Genomic DNA, 12,856 nt, shown 5'->3' with positions numbered 1-12,856 from the left:
TCAGATGGGAACGTTCCGATCGGCCATGCTTGACGCTCTCGCCCTGCTCGCCTGCCTTGCCTGTGCCCCGGCAGCACCTGTGGCCGCGCCCGCCAATGCCATTGCCGTCGACGTCGAGCTGGTGCTGGCCGTCGACATCTCGCAGTCGATGGATGAAAGGGAGTTTGCCCTGCAGCGCGCCGGCTATGTCGCGGCGCTGCGACATCCCGACTTCATCAATGCCGTGCGTACCGGCCCTTCCGGCCGCATCGCCATCGCCTATTTCGAATGGGCCGGCACCATCCGCGACGATGCGGTCATTGCCTGGCACGTCATCGACAGCAAGGAGAGCGCCAACGCTTTCGCCGACAAGATCGCGGCCCGCCCGTTCAGGAGCTTTCGCGGCACCTCTATTTCCGGTGCCGTGGCCTTCGGCGCCGAGCTTTTCGATGGCACGGCCTTCGTGGCCAAACGCCGCGTCATCGACGTCTCTGGCGATGGCCCAAACAACACCGGCTTGCCGGTCACAACGGCACGCGATGCGGCGCTGGCGAAGGGCATCGTCATCAACGGGTTGCCGATCCTGATCAGCCCGTCACCGACCTTCAGCCATCTCGACCGGTATTATGCCGAATGCGTCACCGGCGGACCGGGCTCGTTCGTGCTACCGATCTACGCGGTTTCCGAATTCGCCACCGCCACTCGCCGCAAACTGATCCTCGAGGTCAGCGGCGTCGAGTATCCCAAGGAGGATCCGAGGACGATCCGCACCGACGCACCGATCGACTGCCTGCAAGGCGAGCGCGACCGGCGGTTTTTCTCCGACCCGTATTTCCCGGAACTCGACCGGTAAGGCTTGCTAGGGGGTAAGCTAGGCCGGTGGCAGGCCGAAGGCCGGGAACAGGCTGGGGCCGAGCGGCCCTATGAAGATCGTCAAGGAAGCGATCCCGCCCTCGGCTGGCTCGAACACATGCAGGGAATGGGCCCGCCACGCCGGGTCATCGTGGCTGCGGGAATAGACCCCGACCGCCGGTTGGCCATTGGCCGCGGTGGCCAGCGTGCGGAAGCCGCCGAACCTCGGCCAGACGGTCTCGAAGAAACCGCGGATCGCTTCGCGGCCTTGATACCATTCGCGCCAAGGCGGCATGGTATAGATGGCGTCCTCACGCAGGAGCTCGATCAAACCTTCGAGATTGGCGGCCTGCCAGGCCTGCATGTAACGTTCGAGCAGCAGGCCTTCTTCGGCGTTGGGCCGTGATCGGCTGGCCGGCCGTCCGCCAGGATAGCGCGCCGCCAGCGTTGCGCGGGCGCGCTGCAACGCGCTGTTGATCGAAGCCGTCGATCCGCCCAGCAAACGCGCCGTCTCGACGGCCGACCATCCCAGGACGTCGGCAAGCAGCAGCGCGGCGCGCTGCCTGGGCGGCAGATCCTGGATAGCGGCGACGAAGGCGAGCTGGACGGCCTCGCGGCTCTCGTAACGGGCTTCCGGACCTGGCTCGCTGCCGGCAATGTCTGGAAGCTCGGCGTCGGGGTAGGGCTCCAGCCACGCGACGTCAGCTACGGGCCCGCCTATGGCCGCCCCGTGCGACGGCGGCCGTCCGGGTTCCCGGAGAATGCGACGCGCCCTCGACCTCGCCTTGATGGCGTTAAGGCAAGCATTGGTCGCGATCATATAGAGCCAACCGCGAACCGAACCCCGCCCGTCGAACTCCGACCTTGCGCGCCAGGCGCGAAGCAACGTGTCCTGGACGAGGTCGTCGGCCTCGTGCAGCGAACCCATCATGCGATAGCAATGCAGCTTGAGCTCGCGGCGATGCGCGGCCGTGACCTTCTCGAAGGCCAGCCGATCGAGGATCGGCTGGCGTGCCGGTTCCAGAGGTGGTTGAGCGTCTGTCATGCTACTTTCGGGTTCCGGGTCAGGTTTGCATTACGCGCGCCTCAGGCGGCCGGGGCAAGCCCGCTCCCGCTCACCATGAAGGAACTGCCTTGCGGCTGGCCGGTGGCGAGTGCGACCACCGCCCGTCCGACATCGGCCGGCGTCTGCATGTCGGTCATGGCGGCGATGAAGTCCGCCGGCTGGATGCCCATATAGGCCGCGATGCTGTCGACGCCGGCCTTGCCCACGCCGGTCTCCGGCATGATCCGCATCGGCGCGAGCGCCATGAAGCGCAGGCCGAGGCCAAGCCGGTCCGACTCCTTCTGGCTATGACCGGCCAGGAACATCTGCATGCGTTTTGCGCCGGCATAGCCGCCGGCATTGGGTGGCCCACCGCTCAAGGCCGCGCCGCTGGAGATCAGAACGATCCGGGTTCCCGGCTTGAGCGGACGGCGCAGAGCAGCCCGGCAAAACAGGAACGACGCCTTGACGTCGGTGTCCCAATTTGCCGAGAAGGCCTTCCAGTTCTGTTCATGCACCGGCGCGGAAGGGGCCAGCGCACCTGCGCAGATCACCAGCACGTCCGGCTCAAGCGCGGCGAAGACCTTATCGGGGGCGGAGTCCACCGTCGCATCGATCGCGAGCGTCTTCACGCCGGAGACCTCCCAGGCAAATTGCGCCAGGGCCTGTTTTCCGCGGGCGACCGCCAGCACCGTCGCTTTCTCCTTGAGGGCGACCTCCGCAATGGAGCGGCCGACACCCCGGCTGCCTCCGACGACGACGACATTCTGATTTTGCAACGATCCCATGGATCACCTCTCTGTTCCCGGCCGCCGGACCATCCAGGCGCGCTCATCGATAAGGACAGCGCAGGTGGGCGGAAATCATCGGTGCCAGGCAGAAATATCTTTCAGGTGACGGCAGCGGCGCGCCAGTTTTGTATTCGGTGTCATTACCTCGGGGGTAATCGACCAGCGCGCAACGTCCCGGCAAACTGCTCCCATCAAGCCGGTTGTCCGGCTTTCGACCACAAGGAGTTACACCATGACCGCCTACGCCGTCGCCCATATGCGCCAGGTCACGCCGGGGCCGCCGATCGTCGAGTACCTGCAGAAGATCGATGCCACGCTTGAGCCGTTCGGCGGGCGCTTCATTGTGCATGGCAGCGAGGTGGACGTGGTTGAAAACACCTGGCCGGGGCACCTCGTCATGATCGAATTTCCAGACATGCAGCAGGCGCGCGGATGGTACCGCTCGGCCGCCTATCAGGAGATCTTGCCGCTGCGCACCGAGAATTCTCAGTCCGATGTGGTCCTTGTCGACGGCGTTGCGCATCCGCACAAGGCCACCGACGTACTTGAATAGGGCAATGATCGGCTACGATCGGCTTCTATGGCGCCGCCATCTGTCCGGCGACACTGAATTTGGATCGCGTCTGCATCGGCAGCTTCACCGCCCCTGCAGCACCTTGATCGCGTTGGACATGTCGCCGTGCGACAATGCAGCCAGATAATCCGAGTAGTTGATCCTCCCGTTCGCGAAGCCGTTCATCAATCGCGTGCAGAACGTGTGTTCCAATCCGGCGTCCGGGACGTTCATGAGCGCGGCGAGGTTTGCCCTTTCAACCTTGCCGAACCGCATCTTGAACTTGGTCATGCACCGCTGGATCGCCTGCCGCTTCAGCGCCGGGCTGCCGCTCAACGCGACTTGTCCATTCTGGAAATCGGTCTTCGATGTCGTACACCCAGAAATCAAAGTGGCCGATATCAAAGCTGTTGCTAATACTAGCGTCTTCATTGCTTCCCCCAAACCAACCCATTTGAGACCTGTTAAAGCAACAAAGAATGCTGGGCAATTTCATTGAATGGAAAACTGAAAATATGGTTTTTTGCGGAGGTCGGAGGTTCGTTGCTTCTGCCTGTTAACCTATCGTTTCAGCAGAAATACCGCCTGCTGGCCGAAAAAGTTCCAGAACCACCACGGCATCGAGAAGCCGATCCGCTGGCCGTTGGCGTCGAGCGCGGTTGCCTTTTCCACCGTCGCGCCCAGCTCGTCGCATAGATTGACGAAATCGCGAATGGTGCAGAAATGGATGTTGGGGGTGTCGTACCAGTAATAGGGCAGGTCCTTGGTCACCGGCATGCGGCCGTTGAAGAGCAGCGAAAAGCGTACCCGCCAGTGGCCGAAATTGGGGAATGAGACGATGGCGCGGTTGCCGATCCGGAGCAGTTCGTCGAGCACCAGCTTCGGATTGCGGGTCGCCTGCAAGGTCTGCGACAAGACGACAAAGTCGAAGCCCTTGTCGGGATAGAATTGGAGGTCCTTGTCGGCATCGCCTTGAATGACCGACAGGCCGCGCGCCACGCATTCGTTGACGCCGCGCTGCGACAGTTCCAGCCCGCGGCCGTCGACCTTCTTGGTCGCCTGCAGCAATTCGAGCAGCAGGCCGTCGCCGGAACCGACGTCCAGCACCCGCGACTGCGGCGGGATGAGATCGGCGACGACTTCGAGGTCGACGCGCTGGGCGCGGTTGACGCTCATTGGCTCGGCTCCTGCCTGGCGCATGGTCCTGACCCGAAAAGTCTGCAACTTTTCGGGGCCATGCGCTGATGCCTGGCGCATGATCCTGATCCGAAAAGTCTGCAACTTTTCAGGGTCATGCGCTGATGCCTGGCACATGGTCCTGATCCGAAAAGCGTGCAACTTTTCGAGGTCATGCGCCGAGCCCTCTAGCCCGGGCCGCCGAGGCGATGAAGCCTTTGATGGCGGCGAACAGTTCCGGCTCGTCGAGCAGGAAGGCGTCGTGGCCGCGGTCGGTCTCGATTTCGACGAACGATACCGAGGCGCCGGCCGCGTTCAGCGCGTGAACGACCGAGCGGCTCTCCTCGGTCGGGAACAGCCAGTCGCTGGTGAAGGAGACCAGGCAAAAACGGGTCTTGGTGCCGGCGAAGGCATCGGCCAGCCGGCCGCCATGGTCGGCGGCGAGATCGAAATAGTCCATCGCCCGGGTCATGTAGAGATAGGAGTTGGCATCGAAGCGATCGACGAAGGTCATGCCCTGATGGCGCAGATAGCTCTCGATCTGGAAGTCGGCATCGAAGCCGAAGGTCAACGCTTCGCGGTCCTGCAGGTTGCGGCCGAACTTGCGGTGCAGCGCTGCTTCCGACAGATAAGTGATGTGGGCGGCCATGCGCGCCACCGCCAGCCCCTTTTCCGGTCGCTTGCCGTGCTCGAAATATTTGCCGCCATGCCAGTCGGGGTCGGCCATCACCGCTTGCCTGCCGACCTCGTGGAAAGCGATGTTCTGCGAGGAATGGCGGGCGCCGGTGGCGATCGGCAGGGCCGAGAAGACGCGCTCGGGATAGCTGGAGGCCCATTGCAGCACCTGCATGCCGCCCATCGAGCCGCCCAGCACGCTGAACAGCTGTTCGATGCCGAAATGCTCGACCAGCATCAGCTGCGCCCGCACCATGTCGCGGATGGTGATGATCGGCAGGTCGAGTCCGTAAGGCTTGGCGGTTGCGGGATTTGTCGAGGCGGGGCCGGTGGAACCGAGGCAGCCGCCGATGACGTTGGACGAGATGACGAAGAAACGGTCGGTATCGATGATCTTGCCGGGGCCGATCAGCACTTCCCACCAGCCCGGCTTGCCGGTCACCGGATTGGTGTTGGCGACATGCTGGTCGCCGGTCAGCGCATGGCAGACGAGGATGGCGTTGGAGCGCGCGTCGTTGAGCGTGCCATAGGTTTGGTAGGCGATCTGGAACGGCGACAGCAGCGTGCCGGCGTCGAGCTTGAGCGGCTTGTCGGCGCCGAAACGCAACACTGGGCTCGACGGCTGGTCGGCCTCGTTGTTGGTTTTTCGAGCGCGCAAAGCGACCATCACATCTCCTTGCCCGGGCTTTAGTTGTCCACCGGTCTGGGCAACAAAAACCGGCCATGCCTTCGCAAAGCCGGTTACAAGATGCAAACGGCCCTTTAGCAAGTTGTTTAACGTGGCTGCAAGCCGACCGGCCAAATCACCACGGAACTGTCGATGCTCTTCTAGGACTGACGCATGGCTTCGTCAACGGCAAGTTCTTGATCCCGAATTGCCGCCCCTCGACATTCCTGGCCACGGCTTGTATTTCCGCTGCGGCCTCCGGATGGAGGCATCCTCGACGGATTTCATGGAATGAGCCAGACACCGGATCAGACACGTCCAACGCCCCGCGCCGGCATCATGGACATCGAAGCCTATGTGCCCGGCAAGAGCGCGGCGCCGGAAGGTGTCGCCAAAGTCTACAAACTGTCGGCGAACGAGAACCCGCTCGGTCCTTCGCCAAAGGCGATAGAGGCCGCGCGCGCGGTCGCCGACAAGCTCGCGGTCTATCCCGACGGCAGCGCCAGGCGCCTGCGGGAGGCGATCGCCGAGGTGCATGGGCTCAATCCGGCGAACATCGTCTGCTCCAACGGTTCCGACGAGATCCTGGGCCTGCTTGCGCAGACCTACCTCGCGCCCGGCGATGAAGCCATCATCACCGAACACGGCTTCATGGTCTACAAGATCTACATACAGTCGGCCGGTGCCGTCCCGGTAACGGTCAAGGAGACCGATGAACGCGCCGACATCGATGCGATCCTCGCCGCGGTGACGCCGCGTACCAGGATCATCTTCCTTGCCAATCCGAACAACCCGACCGGCACTTACGTGCCGTTCCAGGAGGTGCGCCGCCTGCATGCCGGCCTGCCGCGAAACGTGCTTCTGGTGCTGGATGCCGCCTACGCCGAATATGTCCGGCGCAACGACTATGAAGCCGGCGTCGAGTTGGTGGGCAGCGCGGAAAACGTGGTCATGACCCGCACCTTCTCGAAATTGGGCCTCGGTGGCGCGCGGATCGGCTGGATCTATGCGCCAATGCACGTCATCGACGCGATCAACCGCGTGCGCGGGCCTTTCAACGTCAATGCGACGGCGATCGAGGCCGGCATCGCGGCGATCCGCGACCGCGCTCATATCGAGCGCAGCGTCGCGCATAACGAGACCTGGCTGGCCTGGCTGAGCGAGCAATTGACCGGGCTCGGGCTGCGGGTGACCCCGAGCGTCGGCAATTTCATCCTGATCCACTTTCCCGAAGACAAAAAGCATTCGGCGGCGGCCGCCGACGACTACCTCAGTGCGCGCGGCTACATATTGCGGCGCGTTTCCGGCTACGGTTTTCCCAACGCGCTGCGCATGAGCATCGGCACCGAAGAGGCCAATCGCGGCGTTGTCGCAGCACTCGCGACATTCCTGAAAAGCTAGGGCACCATGACCTCACCGATGTTCGAAAAGATCGCGCTGGTCGGCATCGGCCTGATCGGTTCGTCGCTGGCCCGCGTCATCCGCCGCGAGGGACTTGCCGGTCAAGTCGCCATTTCGACGCGCAGCGAAGCGACGCTGGAGCGGGCGAGCCAACTCGGCCTTGGCGACACCTACACGACAGATGCGAAAGAAGCGGTTCGCGATGCCGATCTGGTCATCGTTTCGGTGCCGGTCGGCTCTTCAGGCACGGTCGCCCAGGAGATCGCACCGGCGCTGAAGAAGGGCGCCATCCTCACCGATGTCGGCTCGACCAAGGCATCGGTGATCGCGCAGATGCAGCCGCATGTGCCTGATGGCGTGCACTTCATCCCCGGCCATCCTTTGGCCGGCACCGAAAAATCGGGACCGGATGCCGGTTTTGCCGAACTGTTCGAGAACCGCTGGTGCATTTTCACGCCGCTGGCCGGCACCGATCCCGTGGCGCTGGAAAAGCTCTCGGAATTCTGGCGCCGCTGCGGCTCCAACATCGACACGATGGACCCGCAGCATCACGACATGACGCTGGCCATCGTTTCGCACCTGCCGCACATCATCGCCTATAACATCGTCGGTACCGCCGACGATTTGGAGTCGGTGACCAAGTCCGAGGTCATCAAATACTCGGCTTCCGGCTTTCGCGACTTCACCCGTCTCGCGGCGTCCGACCCGACCATGTGGCGCGACGTCTGCCTGCACAACAAGGACGCCATCCTCGAAATGCTGGCGCGGTTCTCGGAAGATCTATCCTCGCTGCAGCGGGCGATCCGCTGGGGCGACGGCGAAAAGCTGTTCGACCTGTTCACCCGCACCCGCGCTGTCCGCCGCTCGATTATCGAGGCCGGCCAGGACATCGACGTACCGGATTTCGGCCGCCAGGCAGTCGAACACCCGCCGAAGGGATAAGCCGCGGCAAGCCGATCGCAGGCCGTACCGCCCCAGAACGGTTCATCGTTTCACGGAAACGCCGAACCGGTCTATCTTTTTGTTTGACGCAATCCGGACGGAAAACCGTTCACAATTTCCTGGAATTGCTCTAGTCGAGCGGCTTGATCTTGCCGAGCGGGATGAAGCCGAGCGAGGCCTTGCCCTTGACGATCTTCAGCGGCATCGACGGTGCGTTGCCGAGCAGCGCCAGTCCGGCGAAGCCGGTCTGGATTTCTTTCTTCTGCTCGGGGATGGCGGTGGCGAGGATTGCCGCCACGGCCTTCGGATCATTGAGCTTGATCATCAGGTCGGCATTTATGAGACCATCATTGTCGACCGACAGCGGTCCGGAAACGGTGATGCGCGCAGTTCCGGACGACAGATCGAGCTCGCGGATTTCGACCGCCTGGCCGCGCAGGCTCTTCGGATTTGCCTTGATCAGCGTCACACCGTTCTTCAATGTCACGTCGCCGCTGCCGTCGAGTGGCGGCAAGACGCGCCCGCCGATGGCCTCTGCGTCGATTTCGAGATCGGTGAAATTGCCGGCATAGTCGATGTCCTGGCCGTTTGGGCGCAATTGTCCGGTGGCGGTTCCGGCGCTGAACAGCGAGACAGGATCGGTGTCGTCCGCCGGATCGGTCTGGCCGGACAGGCCTTCTGCCTGCAGCGAGAGGCGCCCCGGCAGCGGCCAGGACAGCTTCATGTCGGCCCGCAGATCATCCCAGTCGATCCACAGCGGCGTCATGCCGGGAACAGAGGTCCTGAGCGGCCCCCTGAACTCGGCGGCAGGCGACAGAAGCCGCGTGATCTGCGTGGCGGCGTTGATTTTGCCTGTCGATGCAGCGACGTTGCGGCTGTCGTCCTCGTAAGCCAGACTGTCGCAGGAAAGGGTGAAGGTGAAGGGATAGCCGCTGACCGCAAGATTGGCGCAGTCGGCCTTGATGCCGTTGTCGTCGAGATCGGCGACCGCCCTTTCGGTTGCGCTCTCGACCAGATCCGCCAGGTAGAACCAGCCGGCGCTGTAGATGCCGAACAGCACGAGGATGAAAGCGGCAAGCCACAACAGGCGGCGACGTTGGCTGGGCGGCGGGCGCTCGTCACTTGACGTCATGCTGCGGCTTTCGTTAACGCGGGTGACACGGGCGGGCTGTCGCTTTCGGCAACAACAGGTAGACGGACTGAAACACCACCGGTGGGGTGGTTCGTCACAATCAGGCTTGGCGATATGGGCGATTTTTGGGTTTTTGGCTACGGCTCACTGATCTGGCGGCCGGGATTCGCACATGTCGAGACGCGGCGTGCCCGCCTGCATGGCTATCGCCGTTCGCTCTGCGTCTATTCTTTCGTGCATCGCGGCTCGCGCGAACGGCCGGGCCTGGTGCTCGGCCTCGACCGCGGCGGCTCCTGCATCGGGCTGGCGTTCCGGGTTCCAGGCGAGCTGCGCAACGAGGTCATCACCTATCTGCGCGAACGCGAGCTGGTCACCAACGTCTATCTCGAGCGTGTGCTCAGCGTTCGCCTCGACAAGCGTGAAACGGATGGGGGCGAGACGGTCGAAGCCATCGCCTATGTCGTGGACCGCAGCCATGAGCAATATGCCGGTGCGCTCGACGCCGCCGAGGCAGCAGCCGTCGTTCGCGGCGCCGTCGGCCAGTCGGGGAGGAATGAGGATTACGTGCTCAGCACGCTGGAGCACCTCGAAGCACTGGGTATAAGCGATCGCTGGCTGGAAGAGGTGACAAGACGGGTCGCGACGTAGCTTCTTTGGTCGTTGACCATGATGCTTGCGGCGTCGTGGTCCGGGCTACATCCTGAAAATCTGTTTGCCAAGATCGGCGCGATCCAGGCTGTTTGCCACGGCGAGCTTGAACTCGGTCAACGGGCGGAGACCGCCGACAGGAACGTGGAAGCCGGGCTGGCCGAAGATGTCGATGATCTCGCGTAGCACAGGTCGTTCGGCTTCGACCGGCGGCGAAAAGAAGTAGCGATAGATATTCGCCCTGATCTCGACGCCGCTCAGCAACACATCGAAATTGTGAAGTTCGAAGCGCTCGGCACTCATGCCGCCATTGATCACCATCTGCCCGCCGAGCGCCAGGGTGCGGATCAATTCGCCGCTGACAGGTCCGCCGACATTGTCGATAATCCCGTTCAATCCGGCGCCACCGGTGATATCCATCACAGCTTCCCGGATACCTGCCTTCAAGTCCGAAAGGTCAAGAATGGCGGCGACGCCAAGCGTCTTCAGATCGAAGCTTTGGTGCGAGCGCCGCACCAGAGCGATGACGTTGATGCCGCGTCGTTGGGCGAACTGCATCACCATTGTCGAAATCGACGAATAGCCGGCCGTGACAGCCAGCCACTGGCCAGGCCGCACACGGGAATCCACCATCAGATCCCACGCGGTAATGGGGTTCACCATCTGCCCGGCGCGTTCGACCGGATAGCCGGCAGGCAACGGGATCAGCCATTCGGCGGGAATGGCCGCGTACTCGGCCCAACTGCCATAATAGCTGAACGCGACGAGCGTGCCCGGTTCCAGCAAAACGTTCGCGCCAACGGCTTCGACGATGCCGGCGCCATGGTTTCCCGCGATCTGCTGGGGAAAATGCGGCTTCTTCGGTTCGGGATAGAGGTTCTGGATAAACAGGAAGTCGCCCGGATTGATCGAGGCCGAGACCATCCTGACCAGCACCTCGCCATCGCCGATCCGCGGCATCGGCAGGTCGTCAACGTAGAGCACGTCGCGCGGCGAGCCGATGGCGTCAAATACAATTGCTTTCATGCCGGTCTCCATAACAAACGATCCGGGGCAAACAGTCTGGGCTTGGCCAGACCGTGCCGAAATTTGCGTCGGCGCCGCGGAACTTATGGCCGGCCGGCAAAGGCCAGAATTGGCAGATTTGACAATCTATGTGCTAAACTTGCCAATTTCCTCAGAGGGGCTGGTTTGGAAGCCGGACACGGCGCGGCGGGTCGCGGTTTTGTGAAGCGCCAGCGGGTTGGAAAAGAGGCTATGCGTTTGACGTTGCCATGGCGCGACATAGGTTAGCCCGGTCGGCGGCTCCCACCCGCCTCAGCATGAATCACCATGGAGATCAGCCTTGCAGAAACGTCGTCTCGGTCGCACCGACCTATCCATCGCGCCATTGGTTCTGGGCGGCAATGTGTTCGGCTGGACCGCCGATGAGAAAACCTCGTTCGACTTGCTCGACCGCTTTGTCGACGCCGGTCTCAACGCCATCGACACGGCCGATTCCTATTCGCGCTGGATTGCCGGCCACCAGGGCGGCGAATCCGAAACCATCATCGGCAAATGGATGAAGAGCCGCGGCAACCGCGACAGGGTTGTCGTCATCACCAAGGTCGGTTCGGACATGGGGCAGGGCAAAAGGGATCTGTCCGCCGCCTATATCGAAAAGGCCATTGATGCCTCGCTGAAGCGGCTGCAGGTCGATACCGTCGATCTCTATCTGTCGCACTGGCCCGACCCTGCGACCCCGTATGAGGAAACGCTCGGTGCTTACCAGAAACTGCTCGACAAGGGCAAAATCCGCTATGCCGGCGCTTCCAACCTCGACGCCGCCCAATTGCGCGCCGCATTCGACGTAGCAAGCCTGCGCGGCCTGCCGCGCTACGAGGTGCTGCAGCCGGAATACAACCTCTACGACCGCTCGTTCTTCGATGGTCCGCTGCGTGATCTGTGCGTGGCCGAGGACATCGGCGTCATCACCTATTTCAGCCTCGCCAAAGGGTTTTTGAGCGGCAAGTACCGCAGCGAAGCCGATCTCGGCAAAAGCCCGCGCGGCGGCGGTGTGAAAGGGTATCTCAACGCGCGTGGCATGCGCATTCTCTCAGCGCTCGACGCCGTGTCGGCCAGACATTCGGCCAAGCCGGCGGAAGCGGCGCTGGCCTGGGTCATGGCGCGCCCCGGCGTCACCGCTCCGATCGCCAGCGCGACGACGCTCGGCCAGCTCGACAGCCTGGTGCGTGCGGCGTCGTTGCAGCTCAGTCCGGACGATATCGCCGAGCTCGACAAGGCCAGCGCATAGCCGCGCACGATCGTTCAAGACCCGCACCGCTGCCTTGCCTACCGTCCTACATCGTCACAGGATGCAGGGACGCCGCATGGCCGGACAGGTTCTTCTCGATCAGCAGCTATGGCAGCAATTGCTGGCGCTTGTGCTGGCATCGGCCATCGTCATGGGCAGCCCGGGGCCGGCGACGATAAGCGTCACCGCGGTCGGCGCCGCGTTCGGCCTGCGGGATTCGCTCCGCTATGCCTCGGGGATCGTTGTTGGCACGATCCTCGTGCTCGTGGTGGTGGCGACGGGCATCATGGCCGTTCTCGCCGCGTTGCCGACGCTCGCGGCGCTGCTGGCGGTCGCCTCGGCAGCCTACATCCTTTACCTGGCGTTCAAGATAGCGACGGCGCCGCCACTGACGGCACGCGTCCGTGGAGCGGCGCTTCCCACTTTCCTTGGCGGGTTTCTTCTGGCTGTTGCCAACCCGAAAGCCTATGTGGCGATTGCCGCCGTGTTCGCCGGCGCGTCTTCCGGCGCCGGCGGTCTCGGTATTTCAGCCAAGCTGGGGGTTCTCACCTTGATGATCGTTGCCATTCATCTCTTGTGGCTTCTCGCCGGCGCAGCCTTTGCACGTTTGCTGCGCAAACCGCTGGCTTCGCGGATCATCAATCTGGTGTTTGCCGTGACGCTGGTTGCAACAGCCGCCCTGGCTGCCCTGCCGTGAGCCCT

Annotated in this window: 15 protein-coding genes and 1 riboswitch; of the genes, 8 read left to right on the top strand and 7 right to left on the bottom strand. The window is 63.0% G+C overall.

The features are described from left to right. Positions 1-25 precede the first annotated feature (25 nt). On the top strand, positions 26-832 hold the full coding sequence (locus NKH05_RS24785) for a DUF1194 domain-containing protein (RefSeq protein WP_352483499.1): 807 nt from the start codon (positions 26-28) through the stop codon (positions 830-832). A gap of 18 nt (positions 833-850) precedes the next feature. On the opposite strand, the gene NKH05_RS24780 is transcribed toward NKH05_RS24785, so the two are convergent. Together NKH05_RS24780 and NKH05_RS24775 are read right to left on the bottom strand one after the other, a co-directional pair. Next, positions 851-1,876 carry an RNA polymerase subunit sigma-70 gene (locus tag NKH05_RS24780; protein WP_353026279.1) on the bottom strand — a complete coding sequence of 342 codons (1,026 nt, stop codon included), beginning with the start codon at positions 1,874-1,876 and terminating at the stop codon, positions 851-853. A 41-nt stretch (positions 1,877-1,917) separates the two neighbouring features. Then, complete coding sequence (locus NKH05_RS24775; RefSeq protein ID WP_352483501.1) at positions 1,918-2,664, bottom strand: SDR family NAD(P)-dependent oxidoreductase; 747 nt, start codon at positions 2,662-2,664, stop codon at positions 1,918-1,920. Positions 2,665-2,899: 235 nt separating this feature from the next. Here NKH05_RS24775 and NKH05_RS24770 point away from each other — a divergent pair, with 235 nt between their 5' ends. Continuing rightward, on the top strand, positions 2,900-3,220 hold the full coding sequence (locus NKH05_RS24770) for a DUF1330 domain-containing protein (RefSeq protein WP_023721111.1): 321 nt from the start codon (positions 2,900-2,902) through the stop codon (positions 3,218-3,220). 84 nt (positions 3,221-3,304) lie between these two features. Here the strand turns inward: NKH05_RS24770 and NKH05_RS24765 are convergent, their stop codons facing one another. After that, complete coding sequence (locus NKH05_RS24765; protein ID WP_352483502.1) at positions 3,305-3,511, bottom strand: hypothetical protein; 207 nt, start codon at positions 3,509-3,511, stop codon at positions 3,305-3,307. Between NKH05_RS24765 and NKH05_RS24760 the strand changes: the two genes are divergently transcribed. After that, positions 3,510-3,719 (top strand): hypothetical protein, encoded by a 210-nt coding sequence (locus NKH05_RS24760; protein WP_352483503.1) that lies wholly within the window; start codon positions 3,510-3,512, stop codon positions 3,717-3,719. The genes NKH05_RS24765 and NKH05_RS24760 overlap by 2 nt on opposite strands. 62 nt (positions 3,720-3,781) lie before the next feature. Here NKH05_RS24760 and metW read toward each other — a convergent pair whose 3' ends face one another. Together metW and metX are read right to left on the bottom strand one after the other, a co-directional pair. Beyond that, complete coding sequence (gene metW / locus NKH05_RS24755) at positions 3,782-4,396, bottom strand: methionine biosynthesis protein MetW (RefSeq protein WP_023721109.1); 615 nt, start codon at positions 4,394-4,396, stop codon at positions 3,782-3,784. Positions 4,397-4,568: 172 nt separating this feature from the next. Further along, entirely contained in the window at positions 4,569-5,738 is a 1,170-nt protein-coding gene (gene metX, locus NKH05_RS24750; protein ID WP_292661143.1) for a homoserine O-acetyltransferase MetX, read from the bottom strand. Positions 5,739-5,813: 75 nt separating this feature from the next. Beyond that, a riboswitch (SAM riboswitch) is annotated at positions 5,814-5,891 on the bottom strand. A 138-nt stretch (positions 5,892-6,029) separates the two neighbouring features. Between metX and hisC the strand changes: the two genes are divergently transcribed. Both hisC and NKH05_RS24740 read left to right on the top strand, forming a co-directional pair. Then, the gene (hisC, locus tag NKH05_RS24745) at positions 6,030-7,139 is read left to right on the top strand and encodes a histidinol-phosphate transaminase (RefSeq protein ID WP_023721107.1); all 1,110 of its coding nucleotides are present in this window, start codon (positions 6,030-6,032) and stop codon (positions 7,137-7,139) included. A gap of 6 nt (positions 7,140-7,145) precedes the next feature. Further along, complete coding sequence (locus tag NKH05_RS24740) at positions 7,146-8,081, top strand: prephenate/arogenate dehydrogenase family protein (RefSeq protein ID WP_352483504.1); 936 nt, start codon at positions 7,146-7,148, stop codon at positions 8,079-8,081. Positions 8,082-8,211: 130 nt separating this feature from the next. Here the strand turns inward: NKH05_RS24740 and NKH05_RS24735 are convergent, their stop codons facing one another. Then, positions 8,212-9,213 (bottom strand): DUF2125 domain-containing protein, encoded by a 1,002-nt coding sequence (locus NKH05_RS24735; RefSeq protein WP_352817685.1) that lies wholly within the window; start codon positions 9,211-9,213, stop codon positions 8,212-8,214. Between the two features lie 114 nt (positions 9,214-9,327). On the opposite strand from NKH05_RS24735, the gene NKH05_RS24730 reads away from it, so the two are divergent. Then, positions 9,328-9,861, top strand: coding sequence for a gamma-glutamylcyclotransferase (locus tag NKH05_RS24730; protein WP_352483506.1), 534 nt, complete (start codon positions 9,328-9,330; stop codon positions 9,859-9,861). A 45-nt stretch (positions 9,862-9,906) separates the two neighbouring features. Here NKH05_RS24730 and NKH05_RS24725 read toward each other — a convergent pair whose 3' ends face one another. Further along, entirely contained in the window at positions 9,907-10,887 is a 981-nt protein-coding gene (locus tag NKH05_RS24725; RefSeq protein ID WP_352495624.1) for a quinone oxidoreductase family protein, read from the bottom strand. A 319-nt stretch (positions 10,888-11,206) separates the two neighbouring features. Here NKH05_RS24725 and NKH05_RS24720 point away from each other — a divergent pair, with 319 nt between their 5' ends. Then, entirely contained in the window at positions 11,207-12,154 is a 948-nt protein-coding gene (locus NKH05_RS24720; RefSeq protein ID WP_352856987.1) for an aldo/keto reductase, read from the top strand. A gap of 76 nt (positions 12,155-12,230) precedes the next feature. Continuing rightward, positions 12,231-12,851, top strand: a complete 621-nt coding sequence (locus tag NKH05_RS24715) for a LysE family translocator (protein ID WP_352495622.1) — start codon at positions 12,231-12,233, stop codon at positions 12,849-12,851. Positions 12,852-12,856: the final 5 nt, after the last annotated feature.

This window comes from Mesorhizobium sp. M1399 (assembly GCF_040317735.1).
Taxonomy (GTDB): Bacteria; Pseudomonadota; Alphaproteobacteria; order Rhizobiales; family Rhizobiaceae; genus Mesorhizobium.
This window is presented reverse-complemented; position numbering and strand designations above follow the sequence as displayed.

Bases quoted from the DNA above. Each gene is read 5' to 3' on its own strand.
- hisC (WP_023721107.1), top strand. From the start codon at position 6,030: ATGAGCCAGACACCGGATCAGACACGTCCAACGCCCCGCGCCGGCATC.
- metX (WP_292661143.1), bottom strand. From the start codon at position 5,738: ATGGTCGCTTTGCGCGCTCGAAAAACCAACAACGAGGCCGACCAGCCG.
- NKH05_RS24735 (WP_352817685.1), bottom strand. From the start codon at position 9,213: ATGACGTCAAGTGACGAGCGCCCGCCGCCCAGCCAACGTCGCCGCCTG.
- NKH05_RS24770 (WP_023721111.1), top strand. From the start codon at position 2,900: ATGACCGCCTACGCCGTCGCCCATATGCGCCAGGTCACGCCGGGGCCG.
- NKH05_RS24785 (WP_352483499.1), top strand. From the start codon at position 26: ATGCTTGACGCTCTCGCCCTGCTCGCCTGCCTTGCCTGTGCCCCGGCA.
- NKH05_RS24725 (WP_352495624.1), bottom strand. From the start codon at position 10,887: ATGAAAGCAATTGTATTTGACGCCATCGGCTCGCCGCGCGACGTGCTC.
- NKH05_RS24715 (WP_352495622.1), top strand. From the start codon at position 12,231: ATGGCCGGACAGGTTCTTCTCGATCAGCAGCTATGGCAGCAATTGCTG.
- NKH05_RS24765 (WP_352483502.1), bottom strand. From the start codon at position 3,511: ATGACCAAGTTCAAGATGCGGTTCGGCAAGGTTGAAAGGGCAAACCTC.
- NKH05_RS24740 (WP_352483504.1), top strand. From the start codon at position 7,146: ATGACCTCACCGATGTTCGAAAAGATCGCGCTGGTCGGCATCGGCCTG.
- NKH05_RS24730 (WP_352483506.1), top strand. From the start codon at position 9,328: ATGGGCGATTTTTGGGTTTTTGGCTACGGCTCACTGATCTGGCGGCCG.
- NKH05_RS24760 (WP_352483503.1), top strand. From the start codon at position 3,510: ATGCACCGCTGGATCGCCTGCCGCTTCAGCGCCGGGCTGCCGCTCAAC.
- metW (WP_023721109.1), bottom strand. From the start codon at position 4,396: ATGAGCGTCAACCGCGCCCAGCGCGTCGACCTCGAAGTCGTCGCCGAT.
- NKH05_RS24775 (WP_352483501.1), bottom strand. From the start codon at position 2,664: ATGGGATCGTTGCAAAATCAGAATGTCGTCGTCGTCGGAGGCAGCCGG.
- NKH05_RS24780 (WP_353026279.1), bottom strand. From the start codon at position 1,876: ATGACAGACGCTCAACCACCTCTGGAACCGGCACGCCAGCCGATCCTC.